Origin of the sequence: Butyrivibrio proteoclasticus, assembly GCF_900115735.1 — a bacterium.
GTDB classification, from domain to species: domain Bacteria; phylum Bacillota; class Clostridia; order Lachnospirales; family Lachnospiraceae; genus Butyrivibrio; species Butyrivibrio proteoclasticus_B.
In genome coordinates, this window is the sequence record NZ_FOXO01000006.1 from 119,871 (window position 1) to 135,471 (window position 15,601).

Annotated in this window: 9 protein-coding genes; 5 read left to right on the forward strand and 4 right to left on the reverse strand. The window is 41.0% G+C overall.

What is annotated here, in order from left to right; genetic code table 11:
• Positions 1–122: 122 nt before the first annotated feature.
• The 4 genes from BM146_RS05470 (at position 123) to BM146_RS05485 (ending at position 8,947) form a co-directional block, all read left to right on the forward strand.
• A complete protein-coding gene (locus BM146_RS05470) occupies positions 123–2,075 on the forward strand; it encodes a glycoside hydrolase family 2 protein (protein WP_074885509.1) in 1,953 nt (650 codons plus the stop codon).
• Between the two features lie 15 nt (positions 2,076–2,090).
• Positions 2,091–3,620 (forward strand): MFS transporter, encoded by a 1,530-nt coding sequence (locus BM146_RS05475; protein ID WP_074885512.1) that lies wholly within the window; start codon positions 2,091–2,093, stop codon positions 3,618–3,620.
• Between the two features lie 19 nt (positions 3,621–3,639).
• Entirely contained in the window at positions 3,640–7,413 is a 3,774-nt protein-coding gene (locus BM146_RS05480; protein ID WP_022772420.1) for a glycoside hydrolase family 3 N-terminal domain-containing protein, read from the forward strand.
• A gap of 163 nt (positions 7,414–7,576) precedes the next feature.
• Positions 7,577–8,947, forward strand: a complete 1,371-nt coding sequence (locus tag BM146_RS05485) for an MATE family efflux transporter (RefSeq protein ID WP_074885515.1) — start codon at positions 7,577–7,579, stop codon at positions 8,945–8,947.
• Positions 8,948–9,020: 73 nt separating this feature from the next.
• On the opposite strand, the gene BM146_RS05490 is transcribed toward BM146_RS05485, so the two are convergent.
• Genes BM146_RS05490 through BM146_RS05505 form a run of 4 tightly spaced genes read right to left on the reverse strand, consistent with a single transcriptional unit; the run spans position 9,021 to position 12,644 of the window.
• On the reverse strand, positions 9,021–10,946 hold the full coding sequence (locus BM146_RS05490; protein ID WP_074885518.1) for a glycoside hydrolase family 2 protein: 1,926 nt from the start codon (positions 10,944–10,946) through the stop codon (positions 9,021–9,023).
• Positions 10,947–10,960: 14 nt separating this feature from the next.
• Positions 10,961–11,692, reverse strand: coding sequence for a DUF975 family protein (locus BM146_RS05495; protein ID WP_207649896.1), 732 nt, complete (start codon positions 11,690–11,692; stop codon positions 10,961–10,963).
• Positions 11,693–11,711: 19 nt separating this feature from the next.
• The gene (locus BM146_RS05500; RefSeq protein ID WP_074885523.1) at positions 11,712–12,209 is read right to left on the reverse strand and encodes a hypothetical protein; all 498 of its coding nucleotides are present in this window, start codon (positions 12,207–12,209) and stop codon (positions 11,712–11,714) included.
• Positions 12,210–12,239: 30 nt separating this feature from the next.
• Positions 12,240–12,644 carry a DUF4190 domain-containing protein gene (locus BM146_RS05505; protein WP_074885525.1) on the reverse strand — a complete coding sequence of 135 codons (405 nt, stop codon included), beginning with the start codon at positions 12,642–12,644 and terminating at the stop codon, positions 12,240–12,242.
• 188 nt (positions 12,645–12,832) lie between these two features.
• Here BM146_RS05505 and BM146_RS05510 point away from each other — a divergent pair, with 188 nt between their 5' ends.
• Positions 12,833–15,514 (forward strand): Tex family protein, encoded by a 2,682-nt coding sequence (locus BM146_RS05510; RefSeq protein ID WP_074885529.1) that lies wholly within the window; start codon positions 12,833–12,835, stop codon positions 15,512–15,514.
• Positions 15,515–15,601: the final 87 nt, after the last annotated feature.

Here is a 15,601-nt window from a genome sequence, read left to right on the forward strand (position 1 = left end):
TATATTTTACAGCATTAGATTGTGCCTTGTAAATTATGCTGTTAAAACTGTCGTTTATTCCACAATGATTGAAATCATATATTGCAATTTTGTAAGATTTAACCATATAAAGGAGATTTAGCATGAGAAAAATTCACTACATTAACAACGAATGGAACTTTTCTATTGATGGAAAAGAAAAAGTAGTAGTCAATATTCCGCATACCTGGAACAATATCGACGGTCAGGATGGTGGAAATGACTATCTAAGGACACTGGCAACATATGAAAAGAAATTTGAAAGTCCTTCCTTTGATAGAAACAGCGAAGACGTTTACCTGGAGTTTGACGGAGTGAATTCAGAGTGCGACGTCTTTTTAAATGATGAAAGAATAATCAGACATGAAGGTGGTTATTCTACATTCAGAAAGAATATCACAGAAGTTTTGAATGATGGACAGAACAAGCTTCTTGTGAAAGTGGATAACAGACCGAACGATAAAGTTTATCCACAAAAGGCGGATTTCACTTTCTACGGCGGAATATACAGAGATGTAAAGCTCGTAGTAGTTAATAAAAAGAGATTTGACCTGGATTACTTCGGAGGCAAGGGACTTCAGGTTACAGCAACTCCTATTGAAGGATATAAAAAAGCAAAGGTAGCCACAAAAATGTGGCTCAACACTGATTCAGGGGAAGTGCGTGTCACGATTTTTGATAAAGAGGGAAATGAAGTATGTCAGGAGATGTCTCACAGATCTATGGATGAGGGCTGGTCAGATATGCTCATTCAGGATGTTCATCTCTGGGATGGAATCGATGACCCATATCTTTACAGATTAAAGGCAGAGCTTTTGGTTGATGGAAATGTGGTTGATGAAGTAGAGACACGTTTTGGTGTCAGAGATTTCCATTATCACCCCAAGACAGGCTTTTATCTGAACGGTAGAAAATATACTCTTCACGGCGTTAGCAGACATCAGGACAGGAAAGGCCTTGGTAATGCAATCACAGATGAGATGCACAAAGAGGATATGGATCTTATCTGCGAGGTTGGAGCCAACACCATCAGACTTGCACATTATCAGCACAGCCAGACATTCTATGATCTTTGCGATGAGAGAGGAATGGTAGTGTGGGCTGAGATTCCTTATATTTCAGAGCACATGCCAAACGCAAGAGCCAACACCATCAGCCAGATGAAAGAACTGATCATTCAGAACTATAACCATCCATCGATTGTGTGCTGGGGTATTTCCAATGAGATAACGATATCCACAAAAGATAAAAAGGATATGCTGGATAACCACAGAGAGCTTAACGATCTATGTCATGAAATGGATAAGACAAGATTTACAACACTTGCCTGTTATGCTGTCTGCGGACCATTCAATAAAGTGGCGCATATCACAGATACTGTAAGCTGGAACCTTTATCTTGGCTGGTATGTTCCGGGACTTTTCTTAAATGACCTGTGGATGAGATTTTTCCACTTCGTTTATCCGGACAGAAGCCTTGGTTACTCGGAATATGGATGTGAGGGAATGCCAAACCTTCATTCAGAAAGACCTAGAAGAGGCGACCACACAGAGGAGTATCAGGCCCATTATCACGAGTACATGCTCAGATGCTTTGAAAGAAATCCATTTATGTGGGCAACACACGTGTGGAACATGTTTGACTTTGCCGCTGATGCCAGAAATCAGGGCGGTGAGCCGGGTATGAACCACAAGGGACTTATTACTTTTGACAGGAAGACCAAGAAAGACAGCTTCTACATCTACAAAGCATGGTGGAGCAAAGAACCTTTTGTTCATATCACATCCAAGAGATTTAGGGACAGAACCTCAAACAAGATAACTGTAAAGGTTTATTCAAATCAGAACGAAGTTACTCTTTACAAAGATGGAAACAAGCTTGAGACCAAGCATGGCCAGCATGTATTTGAGTTCAAGGTTTCTTTGACAGGAGAAAATGAATTTATGGCTGTGAGCGGAGCTTGCCGCGACAAAGCAGTCTTTAGAAAAGTAAGCAGACCAAATCCTGAATATATATTGAAAGAATCAGGAGATAAGGGTGCTAATTGGACAAAATAAAATGGGAGAGAAGTTATGTCAGAAGCAGTAACAAAAAATGACGGAATAAACAGAGCAAAGCTCTATCAGTTGGTTCTTTTTCCTCTGAACAACGGAGCTACCAATGTTTATTACGTTTTAGTCCTTGCTTATATTGCGACCTTTGGATCCAACGTACTTGGACTTGGCGTTTTATTTGCATCGGTAATGGTAACAGGAATGAGAGTGTTTGATGCTTTTACAGATCCTGTTATCGGCGCACTTATGGACAGAACAAACGGTAAATTCGGTAAGTTCAGACCTTTCATGGTGATCGGAAATGTCATTATGGCACTTAGCATTATCACTATGTATATCATCACCCCTAAGATACCTGAAACAATGATGGCTCTTAGGTATGTAGCTTTTGTAGGACTCTATGCGATCTGGGTTATCGGTTATACATTCCAGACCTCTTGCACAAGGGCCGGTCAGACAGTTCTTACATCTGATCCTGGCCAGAGACCTCTTTTCACAATTTTTAATACTGTAGGTTCTCTTGCAGGAATGGGAGTTATGCAGTTCCTTGCTCCTATCATCAGAGCAAATGTAGCGGATTACTCAAGCGCTGATTTCTACAAGGTTTTAACACCAGTTGGAATCATAGTTTCAATCGTACTTACAATCCTTGCCATTATCGGTATCTGGGAAAAAGACCAGCCGAAGTACTTCGGAATCGGTGGAAGCAAGCAGGAGAAAGTAAAGATTTCCGAATATGTAGAGATCATCAAAAACAACAGCCCTATGAAGAGACTTATGATCGCAGGCGCAGGCTGCAAACTCGCTCTTTCGATTGCTACAAACACAACAGTACTGTGCATGCTTTACGGCTCTATGATGGGCAACTATGACGGACTTTACCTTCCTATGATGATTGTTGGCTATGTATTCTCAGTTCCTTTCTTTGTTCTCACGGTAAGAACCAGTCAGAAGAAAGGCCAGAGAGCGTCACTCCTTAGATATGTATCACTTGCACTTGTTTGTTATGTAGGTGTACTTGCACTTTTACTTGCATGGAAGCAGGGTGTGCCGGGAGTTAACCTCTCACTTATTTCAAACGGAAAGCTCAGCATCAATATCTACACAGTTCTTTTCCTTGTGTTCTTTGGTGTTGGATATGGTGCCTATTATTCAACAGCAGATATGCCTATCCCAATGGTGGCAGACTGCTCAGATTATGAAACATACAGATCGGGAAAATATATTCCTGGAATCATGGGAACACTCTTTTCCCTTGTGGATAAGCTTGTTTCCTCACTGTCAGCTACAGTAGTCGGAATCGCTGTAAGCCTGATAGGAATCAAGTCTCTTCCAACTGCAGATACGCCCTACTCATCAGGGATGAATGTAGTTGTTATCATACTTTTCTGCGTAGTACCTATGGTAGCGTGGATTGCCACAATAATAGCAATGAAAGGCTATATCCTTACAGGGGAAAAAATGAAGGAAATCCAGGAAGTCAATCAGAGGCGTAAGGAAGCTATAGCAGCAGGAATGTCACTACAGCAGGCGATGGAAGAATTATAATAGGAGAAGGAGAATAATAATGAAAAAGAAAAAACTGATATGGAAAATCCTGACAGTTATAACAGGTATTCTTATGCTTGTTTTCATCATAGGTACTCCGATTGCGATACACTATGGTACTGTAATTAACTGGGCATTAGGCGTTGTTCCATACAAGACTATCAAAAGTGATGTTGAGGAAAATGTTGTTTATTTCCCCAGTGAATTTGTAAAGAAGGATGCAGACGGAAGCACACAGCTTACTGCATCTGGAAGTGAAGTATATGATGATGCGGCCCTTGTTAAAGCCGGACAAGAACTTTGTAAAGAAGTAACGGCTGAAGGAATTGCCCTTGTAATGAATGATGGACTTCTTCCAATTCAGAAGGGGACAAAGGTAGGGCTTTTTAGCCAGTCAACTGTGAATCTTTTGACATCAGGAACGGGGTCAGGTAGTACAGCTTCTACAGGAGAGTATACATTCTATACTTCTATGGAGCATGCAGGCCTTGTACCTAACAGTGCACTTTGGAAGTTTTACAGTGAAGGAGCAGGAAAAGACTTTAAGAGAAGCGGCCCTTCTATCACAAGCCCTGCTGACTATCTTATAAATGAAGTTAATTGGTCTATACTTGAGTCAGACAGCACATTTGACAGCATGATTGCCAATGATGTTGCTATCTTCAACGTATCAAGAGTTGCCGGCGAAGGCTATGATATCCCAAGTGGACTTGACAATGCACTTACTCAGTCTGATCTCGGTGCAATCACAGCCACAGAAAGCGGCATGGATGGAAATGGCCTTAAACTTAATGACGATGAAAAGAGCGTACTTGAGGGCTTAAAGAATCTTAAAGCTGAAGGCAAATTGAAAGGTATCATCGTAACAATCAACGCAGCCAATATGCCTCAGGTTGATTTCCTTACTCAGGATTATGGCGTAGATGCAGTACTTGTAATCTCAACAACAGGTGAATGCGGAATTGATTCTCTTGGTGCAATTCTTACAGGTGATATCAATCCATCAGGTCATCTTGTAGATACAATTTGCTATGACAATACTAAAAACCCTGCAATGATGAACTTTGGTGAGCATCAGTATGCAAACTACAGAAAAGACTACCTTGAAAAAGTAAAATCAAGTTCTATTCCTGAAGCTTTCATGAACCAGATGAATTATCAGGTTTATCAGGAAGGAATCTATATTGGATATAGATATTATGAGACAAGATATGAAGATTATGTAATGCAGACAGGAAATCCTGGACAGTATGCTTATAACGATATTGTTGCCTTCCCATTTGGCTATGGTCTTTCATATACTGATTTTGAATATTCTGATTATGAAGTAACAGAAGATGAAAACAATGTTACTGTAAACGTTAATGTTACTAACGTAGGTTCTGTAGCAGGTAAAGAAGTAGTTGAAGTATACTTCCAGTCTCCTTATACAGACTATGACAAAGAAAATGGTGTTGAGAAGGCATCTGTTGAACTTTGCGGATATGATAAGACAGAATCACTTGAGCCTGGTCAGAGTGAAAAAGTTACTATAACAATTTCTAAAGAAGAACTTGCTGCTTACGATTCAAATAATGCCAAGACATACATTCTTGATGCCGGAGAATACTACTTTACTCTTGCAAATGGAACACACGAAGCTGTTAACAACATTCTCGCTGCTAAGGGATTTTCACCTGAGACAACAGACCAGAGAATGGATGCAGAAGGAAATGCTGATCTTGTAAAGACAATCACAGTAGCTGATCTTGATAAAGAAAAATTTGCGCACTCTGCTGTTACAGGTGCAGACATCACAAACCAGTTTGATGATGTTGATATCAATAAGTATGATGAATCTCAGAAGATAACATATCTTACAAGAAATGATTGGGTAGCAACGTATCCTCATGAATCTGTTGTTCTTAACATGACAGACAAAATGTTTGAGGAAGTTCAGAGCGATTATTTCCCGGAAATTGAGGAAGTTAATTCTGATGAATATAAGATGCCGGTATTTGGAGCTAATTATGGTCTTAAGCTCATTACCTTAAAAGGCGAAGCTTATGATAATCCTATGTGGGACAAACTTCTTGATCAGATGACTTATGAGGAGATGAAAGCTCTTCTTATCAGAGGCGGTCATACAACAGCAGCCGTTAACTCAATCTCAAAGCCTGCAACATCAGATCAGAATGGACCTACTGGTTTTGGTACAACATTCGTTGGCGGTGGTAAAGGAACATCTTATCCTTCAGCCAGCATGCGTGCACAGACATACAATGACGAACTTGTAAAAAGAGTTGGTGAACTCATTGGTGAAGACGGATTACACTCTCACATTTCAGGTATTTATGGATTTGGTATAAATACACATCGTACTCCTTATTCAGGAAGAAACTATGAGTATTATTCAGAAGATCCATTTATTGCCGGATCAATCGGAACAAATGAGTGTATCGGTATCCAGTCAAAGGGTATCATTGTTTATGAAAAACACTGCTTCCTTAATGACCAGGAGACACACAGAGAAGGTGTTGGTACATGGAGTAATGAGCAGGCTATAAGAGAGATTTATCTCAATGCATTCTCAAAGGTTCTCAGAGCTGATATGGGAAATGCGAAGGCTATAATGACAGGATTTAACAGACTCGGAACTACATGGAATGGTATGCATTCATACATCAACAATGTAGTAAGAGGCGAGTTTGGGTTTGATGGATTCACAATTACTGATGCTGATAGTGACAATGAAGGAATTATCTGTGTAAGCTATATGTATGCACCAAGAGCAGTTAGTACAGGCACAGATATGTATGACGGTCTGTATGACAATCATGGTCGTACAAGCCAGCTTGATGAATACAAAGATAACGCTTATGTAATGTCTAACTTAAGGGAAGCATGTCATCGTATCTGCTATGCAGTTGTAAATTCATCAGCAATGAATGGCATTTCTTCAAATGATATCGTTGTCGCTGTCCTTCCTTGGTGGCAGAAAGCACTTTATGCACTTATTGCAGTATTTGTAGTACTTTTTGCTCTTTGCATCTTTATGCTTGTAAGAAAACCTAAGGAAGTTGAGGAGTCTGCAGAAAAGCTTAAGAAAAACAGTAATGCCAAGAGAGTTGCAATAATCGTAGCAGTTATCGCTGTGGTTGCAGTTGCAGCATTTGCTGTATCAAAGCTTGAATCTGGTGGAAATGTAAAAGATTTTGAAGTACAGGAAAATGGTGATTTTAGTTTCACTTCATCAGATAACAGCTATGTTATCAAAGTTTATAACGATTCAGATGTTTCAAACGGAACCGTAGCCGATGGTGCGGTAGTACTTGGCTCACAGTCTGCAAATGGTGGAGTTGGTAACATTAACTGCGTGCCATTTGGTGAAAACTATGCAGTAGTCCTTTATGAGCTTGATGCTAATTATAATGAGAAACAGGTTGCTGTCCTTAACGGATATAAGAAGTGCGGTGTACTTACTGCTCCAAAGGCTACATATCAGCCAGGAATTCCTTATATTCACACTGTAGACAGAATTGAAATCGACCTCAAGGATGCTCTTGCAAGCGAAGCACTCACAAGTTACCAGGTTGAGACTTATCTTGACGAAGCGCTAACTCAGAAAGTTGAGAGCGGATGTGGTGTCGTCGAGCCAACAGTAGAAGAAGGCAGAATTATAAATAACTACCTTGAATTTACACCTGAAATTGGCAACACATACTACTTCAGAATCAAGGCCCTTGCAAATGAGGATATCGGCGCCGAAGAGTCTGATTGGGGTGAAGTTACAAGCTTTACAGCAATGGAATAATTGGTCATAAAAAATTCACTTGAAATTTTGATAAAAAGTAGTAGACTATCTCGTTGTTAGATATTATAAGTCAGGGTTTATAAATGCTCTGACTTATATTTGTTTGAGCAAAACTTTTTGCGAAGCGCGTTATGAATCAGGATTCAAGAAAAATAGGTAATTTATGAAGAAGACAAGTAATATAAAAGATCTTACAGTTGGAAATCCAATGTCTCTGATTTTTGGATTTGCCATGTCACTTTTCTGGGGAATGCTCTTCCAGCAGCTATACAACATCATAGATACTGCGATAGTATCCTGGTTTTTGGGAAAAGAAGCATATACAGGAATGGGTACAACAGGTGCTGTTAACTTCCTTATAATGGGCTTCTGCATGGGAGTTTGCAACGGATTTGCGATTCCTGTAGCTCAGAGATTTGGTGCAAAAGACTATAAGAGCATGAGAAAGTTCGTGTCACATGCCATCATTCTTTGTTCTATATTCGCAGTTGTAATGACATTTTTTGTCAGCGTTTTCTGCAAACAGATACTTGTTATCATGAAGACTCCTGAAGATGTCTTTGAATATGCATATATTTATATTATCGTTATTTTTCTTGGAATACCGGTTACATATATGTATAATCTGCTTTCTGCCATAATAAGAGCCCTTGGAGATTCCAAGCACCCTGTAGAGTATCTGATAATTGCTTCAGTTCTCAATATTGTATTGGACCTTCTATTTATCATTCCTTTTCACTGGGGGATTTTCGGAGCAGCCTTCGCTACGGTAATTTCACAGCTGGCTGCGGGCACAATGTGTCTCGTATACATAATCAAAAAGATAGATATCCTTCATTTGAGGAAAGAAGACTGGGAGCTTGACAAAGATCACTTTGTTATCCTGTTTAATATGGGGGTTCCAATGGGACTTCAGTACTCAATAACAGCTATTGGAAGCGTTATCCTCCAGACAGCCATCAATGCCCTTGGTACAGATGCGGCAGCTGCTGTTACAACAGGAGGTAAGGTGGGAATGTTCTTCTGTATTCCGTTTGATGCTCTTGGCTCAACAATGGCAACCTATGGAGGTCAGAACGTCGGAGCCAAAAAGCTTGACCACCTTCAGCAGGGCCTTGTGGCAGCAGTTAAGCTTGGATGCGGCTATGCAATCCTTGCATTCGTAGTGCTTGCCCTCTTTGGAAGACAGTTCTCAATGATATTCCTTGACGCAGGAGAGGCAGCCTGTCTTGATAATGCTCACATGTTCCTTTTCTATAACAGCATGTTTTATGTTCCTCTTGCTCTTGTTAACATAGTGAGATTCCTGATTCAGGGCATGGGCTTTTCAATGTTTGCCGTCCTTGCGGGAGTCATGGAGATGATAGGACGAAGCGTCGTTGCCATTCTCCTTGTTCCTAAATTTGGATTTATTGCTATATGCCTTGCTTCACCGGCAGCATGGATTCTTGCAGACCTATTCCTTATCCCTGCATTCATTATGGTAAGGAATAAATTACGAAGAATATTTGGAGGTCAGGTAGAAGTTTACTGATCCTTATTTATATCATAGGAAGCAATTTCCTATGATATAAGAAAAGCTCCCCGATCATCAGGGAGCTTTTAGTTTAAGAATTGATCCTCTTTGTCATGTTTGGATCAATGTCAGGATTTATCTTGGTTATTTTGCGGTCGTAGGTCATAAGACCGTTGACCTCTTCTTCGACGTCGGAGACCTGCGTGTAAACTGCACCGGCAAGGCCCTTTGGAATAAGCGGCTTTAGATCCGCATTTATAAGATTGTAGTATGCGACACCAAGTTCATCTAAGGTGTCGTATTTTTTATAGCCGTAAACTCTGTCTACGCTGGAGTGGCCATCTATGTGGCAAGTGTATCCACCGTACTCGGATATGACAAATGCTCGCCCGTTTGGGTCGTTTTCCACGGAAAGAGGTCTGAAGTAATTGTGAACACTTCTAAAGTCTCCACTTCCTTCATCAAACCATCCACTGGCCTGATCAACAGGGCGTGTCTTATCTAGCTCTTTTGCCATAATGGTGGCACTTGCAGCATTGAATTGTCCCCAACCTTCGTTAAAGAGTACCCATGTTGCAATACTCGGAACATTATAGAGATACCTTATGGTGTTCTGCATCTCGTCGAGCCATTCCCTGCGACCTTCGGCCGAGCCTCTTGAGAAAGTCTTGTAGTAGGCCGGTCCGTCGGACATGCGTCCGAATACCTTAGGGAAAAGAGTTGGCAGATAAGAAACTACGGGCTTGGCATAAGAAGAACCGCCACTTACCATGTCCTGCCAAACTATCATTCCGAGTCTGTCGCAGTGATAGTACCAACGCGCAGACTCAACCTTTATATGTTTGCGCATCATATTAAAATGGAGGCGCTTCATCTCAGTTATGTCATATATAAGTGCATCATCAGATGGAGCTGTGTAGAGACCGTCAGGCCAGTAGCCCTGATCCAAAACTCCCATGAGGAAATATGGTCTTCCGTTTAAGAAGAACCTTGACTTTCCCCTGTCATCATATTTGACTTCAAAAGATCTCATGGCAAAATAGGAGCTTACGTGGTCCTGCTCGCATAAAATCTGAATCGGATACAGATAAGGATCCTCGGGACTCCACAGGTGAGGAGTTTCAATCTTGAATTTAAAGCTATAATACGAAGGAGCAACAGCAGAATGATCTACGCCAATAGTAGGATATGTGTCTGACGAAAATGACCAGTCGCCACTAAAGGTTGTTCCCGGATGAATATCGGAATCAGGCGACTTCACAAGTTCGTGTCCTGGAATTTTTACTGTTACGTTAGCCTTCTTGTTGGTTGCAACTTCTATAGTCACGGAATGAAGGTCTGCACCCGGATGTATTTTGATCTCTCTTACATAGATTTCGGGAACCTCTTCAATCCACACGGTTTGCCATATTCCGCTCTGAGCCGTGTAATACATTCCGCCGCGTTTTAAAGTCTGCTTGCCGCGGCTATGGTAAGATGAATCACTTGTGTCGCGGACTCTTAGGTAAATAGTATTATCAGAAGTATTTAATTTATCCTCTTTGAAAAAAAGAAAATCAGTTATATCAATTGTAAATGGCAGATATCCACCGCTGTGAGAACCGACAAGAGAATCATTTACAAATACATCAGCAAACTGGTCAACTGCCCCAAAGTGCAGAAGTATTCTGGAAGTTGCTGATTTTCTTGTAATACAGGGGAGATTTTTTTTGTACCACAGAAGTTGGTCCGGAAGGAGCTTCTTTTCGACTCCTGAAAGGATGGCTTCCGGTGAAAAAGGTACAAGTATATTTCCCTCCATTCGGGAAGGAAGCTCATCTCTTGAATTAACCGGGGCAAAAAGATATTCCCAATATCCGTTGAGATTGATGTAGCTATCACGGACGAACTGCGGACGAGGATATTCTTTTAACAGATTGGAAGGATCAATGTTTTCACCCCAAGTTGTGTAGAGTCTGTTTAGAATGTCATCTTCGTGGGGCTTATCGATAGCTTTGATTGCATCAATTAAGTCCATAATATACCATCCTTTTAGTGTTCTACTGTATTATTTGCATACTGCATGATAAGGTCCTGATAAAATGCTGCAAGCGTAGCATTGCGATATACATTTATCCACAGAAGAGGGATAAAAAGAGTTATCACTCCAAGGAGCATGATCGGGATAAATGATACATTGAGATAAAGAAGCTTAAAACGATTGCCCTTCATGATACGTCTGCTTGTAGATAAAAGCTCTTTTGCACTTCTGTCCTGGAAATCATGAAGAAGGTAAAAAGCCTGTGAATAAGTCAGACGAACGTAAATATTTACTATAAGCTCTATGAAGAGAGCAAGTATTGTACCCAGGAAAAGATTTGGTGAAGAGTTGTGCTGTGACAGATAGAGAAGATATGTGGCAGGAAGCCCTATAACGAAGTCTACAAGCACAAACAGAGACTGAACTTTCACAGCCTTTTCCGGGAAAATCTTAAAACCGAAAAAGAGATCTGAGATGGTGACATTCTGTGAATAGATCAGATTCATATAGAGGAATGTCTTGCCTGAAACAAGCACACCTAAAAGAATGCTTACAATAAGCACTATTACCTCATTTATTACATACTGAACAATGCTTCCGGAACTGGAAACAGTGACAATGGCAGAAAGAATCAGCTGTATGATGATAACGATAAGATCCGCTGATATAAGTGTTCCATATTTTTCAAGAGAGCGCTCTTTTGCGATTGCTTTAAGTTCTGCTGATGATTTAAGATTAGTCATTTTAATGATAAGCCCTGCCTTATCCGGCAAGATCTACATTGTTCCCCACGCTCCATAGTCTGTCCATGGACTTTCTTGCCTTCTGATAAGGATTCTCCTCGTTTTCATATTTTATTTTGGTGGCTGTTGTTCCACCACATACATAAACGCGCCCGCATTCAGGACATACAGCTGTCTTGATGGAAACAGAAGCCTGTAAGACTTTTCCGTTGTTCTGGGCTGCCTTTTTATATGCATTACTTACATGTTCCGCCTCGTGACCGCGGACTCTTGCACCTGCTGCTGCAGGATCAATGTGTTGTGCGCTCTTAAAGGAAACCATCTCATCAGAACCGTCCTGATATTTGCGGTTCTTGCAGGTCTCACACTCTGCAGGAGATGATGTTTTTCCAGGAGCTTTCTGGGTAGACTCGTTTGGATTAAGGACTGGCTTTGGGCCCTCAGCAGCACTTGTGGAAGTGGCTGCATAACCATTGAACATTCCATATCCACCGCCTATTGCACCGATCATACTCATAGGCACCTCTTTTCGCATAAGCTATTACTGTTACAGATCGCTAAGCCCCAGCTCTTTTAACAGATCGTCAAAACTCTGACCGTTCATCTGCTCAGACATCTGATTGAGCTGTTGCCTGTAGGTAGGATCAGTAAGAATAGTATGCATAGATGAAACAAAAACAATGTAACCTAAAACTATACCAATAGTTCCATATATAATTCCGCGCTTTGCCTGAGGAAGCAACTTTTTCTCTGCCCCCTTGGACAAAATGCCAAGGACAACTGCTACACCTCCAAGAACAATTCCTATATTCATGACAAAACAAAGAGGAATAGCTATAAGTCCTGTGACAAGAGCTACAGTTGCCATGTTTACATGACTGTCAAGCTGATTGTGACTCTTGTTGTAGTTGTAATTATTGTAGTAGTACTTATCATCCCCGTTATCGCTCATACAAAACTCCTCGCGAACACAATTTCATATATTAAATATACAATATTAACCGCTTTTTTACAATGTTTGTGCTTTTATGTAAGTCTTGAAAACAGTACAAAATGCTTGGTATAATAAGGGAGTGTGCTGATTTATAGAATTTTCAGCAAAAATTTATTATTAAATAGCTTTTTATAAGCGAGGAAAGTATGGATATTGTATTAAAGATCAAAGAAGAACTTAACGTGGAAAAGTGGCAGGTAGAGGCTGCTGTCAAACTTATTGACGAAGGTAACACCATCCCATTTATTTCTCGTTACAGAAAGGAAGTAACGGGCTCACTTAATGATGAGCAGCTTCGTAATCTTGATGAAAGGCTTAAGTACTTAAGAGGACTTGAAGAGCGCAGAGAGCAGGTACTTGCTTCTATCGAAGAACAGGGCAAGATGACTGATGAACTTAAGAGCAAGATCATAGCTGCAGAAACAATGGTAGCTCTGGAGGATCTTTATCTTCCATACAGACCAAAGAGAAAAACAAGAGCCAGCGTTGCAAGAGAAAAGGGACTTGAAGGTCTTGCAAATATTCTTTTGGCACAAGAGACAACCAAGCCGCTTCAGGAGGAGGCTGCAGCATTCGTTGATCCGGAAAAAGGAGTTAACGACCCTGCAGAGGCACTTCAGGGAGCTATGGATATCATAGCCGAGGATGTTTCTGACAACGCTGACTTTAGAACATATATTAGAGAAACAACAATGGAGCAGGGCATGCTTACAAGTAAGGCCAAGGACGAGAAGGCTCAGAGCGTGTACGAGATGTACTACAATTACGAAGAGCCTGTTAAAAAAGTTCTCGGACACAGAGTGCTTGCTCTTAATCGTGGAGAAGCAGAGAAGTTCCTGGTTGTCAAGATTGAGGCACCTGAAGAACAGATCTTGCAGTACCTTGACAAAAAGATGATTAAAAATGATAACCCTGTCACATCTCCTGTAATAAAGGAGATTAATCAGGACGCATATGAAAGACTCATTGCACCTGCAATTGAGCGTGATATAAGAAATGAACTCACAGAAAAGGCTGAGGATGGAGCTATTTCAGTATTTGGCAAAAACCTTACTCAGCTCCTTATGGCACCACCTATTGCCGGCAAGACTGTACTTGGCTGGGATCCGGCTTTCAGAACAGGCTGCAAACTTGCAATCGTTGATGCAACAGGAAAGGTTCTTGATACAAAGGTTATCTATCCTACAGCTCCTCAAAACAAAGTTGAGGAAGCCAAGGCTGAGCTTAAAAAGCTTATTGATAAATATGATGTTGATCTTATTTCAGTAGGTAACGGTACTGCTTCAAGAGAGTCTGAGCAGGTTATTGTTGAGCTGCTAAAAGAACTGGATAAGCCTGTTCAATACGTTATTGTAAGTGAAGCCGGTGCTTCAGTTTACTCGGCAAGTAAGCTTGCTACAGAGGAGTTCCCACAGTTTGACGTAGGACAGCGTAGTGCAGCTTCAATTGCCAGAAGACTTCAGGATCCTTTGGCTGAGCTTGTTAAGATCGATCCTAAGTCAATCGGTGTTGGTCAGTATCAGCACGACATGAACCAGAAAAAACTTGGAGAAGCCCTTGAAGGTGTAGTAGAGACCTGCGTTAACAAAGTTGGTGTAGACCTCAACACAGCATCAGCTCCACTTCTTCAGTACATTTCAGGTATCAGCAAAGTTATTGCAAAGAACATTGTTGAATATAGAGAAGAAAACGGTAAGTTTAACAGCAGAGCAGAGCTTTTAAATGTACCAAAGCTTGGACCTAAGGCATACGAGCAGTGTGCAGGTTTCTTAAGGATCACTGACGGTGAGAACCCTCTCGATGCCACAAGTGTTCACCCTGAGTCCTATGATGCTACATTAAAGCTCATGGATAAGCTTGGAATCACATTTGATGACGTAAGACAGGCTCAGAAGAATGCAGCTAAAGCTTCACTTGAAAAGCCTGCAGCTAAAAAGGAAGAAAAGCCAAAGCCACAGAAAAAAGTAAAGCAGGTTGTTATCAGGAATACAGGCACAGCTATGGGGGCTGCCCTGGCTGCTGCTCTTGCAGGAAGTAACCTTGCTGTTACAGAAAATGAGGCACCATCTTCAAATTCAAAGAAGGAAAAAGCGACTGAAAATACTTCAAATACAGCTCCAGCAACAGGATCACTGTCAAAGAAAGTATCCGAGTCCGATAAAAAGAAACTTGCTGAGGAACTTGGAATCGGTGAGATCACACTTACAGATATCCTTTCAGAACTTGAGAAACCATCAAGAGACCCTCGTGAAAATATGCCTGCACCAATCCTTAGAAGCGATGTCCTTGATATGAAGGACTTAAAGCCGGGAATGGTACTTAAGGGAACAGTCAGAAACGTAATCGACTTTGGATGTTTTGTAGATATAGGTGTTCACCAGGATGGACTTGTTCATATCTCACATATCACAGACAAGTATATTAAGCATCCTCTTGAGGCTGTAAGTGTGGGAGATATCGTAGATGTTCAGGTTCTTGATGTTGAGCTGGATAAAAAGAGAATATCTCTTTCAATGAAGCTTCAGGATCCAGCTAAAGTTGCGGCAGAAGCTGCTGCAAAAGCCGCAGAGCGACCTGCTCCAAAGGTAAAAGCTGAGGACAAAGTTTCAAAGCCTGCACCAAAGAGAACTTCAGTTGTTGATCAGGTTGCAAAGGCAGCAGGAGTAACCAGAAAAGCTGTTCCTGTTAAGAGGCCTGTTACAAGTGCTGCGAAGGCTGAGACACCAGTGGCTGCACCGAAGGCAGTTCAGACAGCAACAGCTACTGAGGCTCCAAAGAAGTTCAAGAAAAAAGGCATTGTGATATTTAAAGGAAATGCTAACGACTGATTTTAAGACCACTTTGATTATTCAGAGTGGTCTTTTAGTTAATGCAAATAATTAGTTAGATTAGAGCAAAATATGCAAGGATAGTTG

What these genes read in the sequence shown, in the direction of transcription:
- BM146_RS05470 (WP_074885509.1), top strand. Translation starts at nt 123, where the DNA reads ATGAGAAAAATTCACTACATTAACAACGAATGGAACTTTTCTATTGAT.
- BM146_RS05475 (WP_074885512.1), top strand. Translation starts at nt 2,091, where the DNA reads ATGTCAGAAGCAGTAACAAAAAATGACGGAATAAACAGAGCAAAGCTC.
- BM146_RS05480 (WP_022772420.1), top strand. Translation starts at nt 3,640, where the DNA reads ATGAAAAAGAAAAAACTGATATGGAAAATCCTGACAGTTATAACAGGT.
- BM146_RS05485 (WP_074885515.1), top strand. Translation starts at nt 7,577, where the DNA reads ATGAAGAAGACAAGTAATATAAAAGATCTTACAGTTGGAAATCCAATG.
- BM146_RS05490 (WP_074885518.1), bottom strand. Translation starts at nt 10,946, where the DNA reads ATGGACTTAATTGATGCAATCAAAGCTATCGATAAGCCCCACGAAGAT.
- BM146_RS05495 (WP_207649896.1), bottom strand. Translation starts at nt 11,692, where the DNA reads ATGACTAATCTTAAATCATCAGCAGAACTTAAAGCAATCGCAAAAGAG.
- BM146_RS05500 (WP_074885523.1), bottom strand. Translation starts at nt 12,209, where the DNA reads ATGAGTATGATCGGTGCAATAGGCGGTGGATATGGAATGTTCAATGGT.
- BM146_RS05505 (WP_074885525.1), bottom strand. Translation starts at nt 12,644, where the DNA reads ATGAGCGATAACGGGGATGATAAGTACTACTACAATAATTACAACTAC.
- BM146_RS05510 (WP_074885529.1), top strand. Translation starts at nt 12,833, where the DNA reads ATGGATATTGTATTAAAGATCAAAGAAGAACTTAACGTGGAAAAGTGG.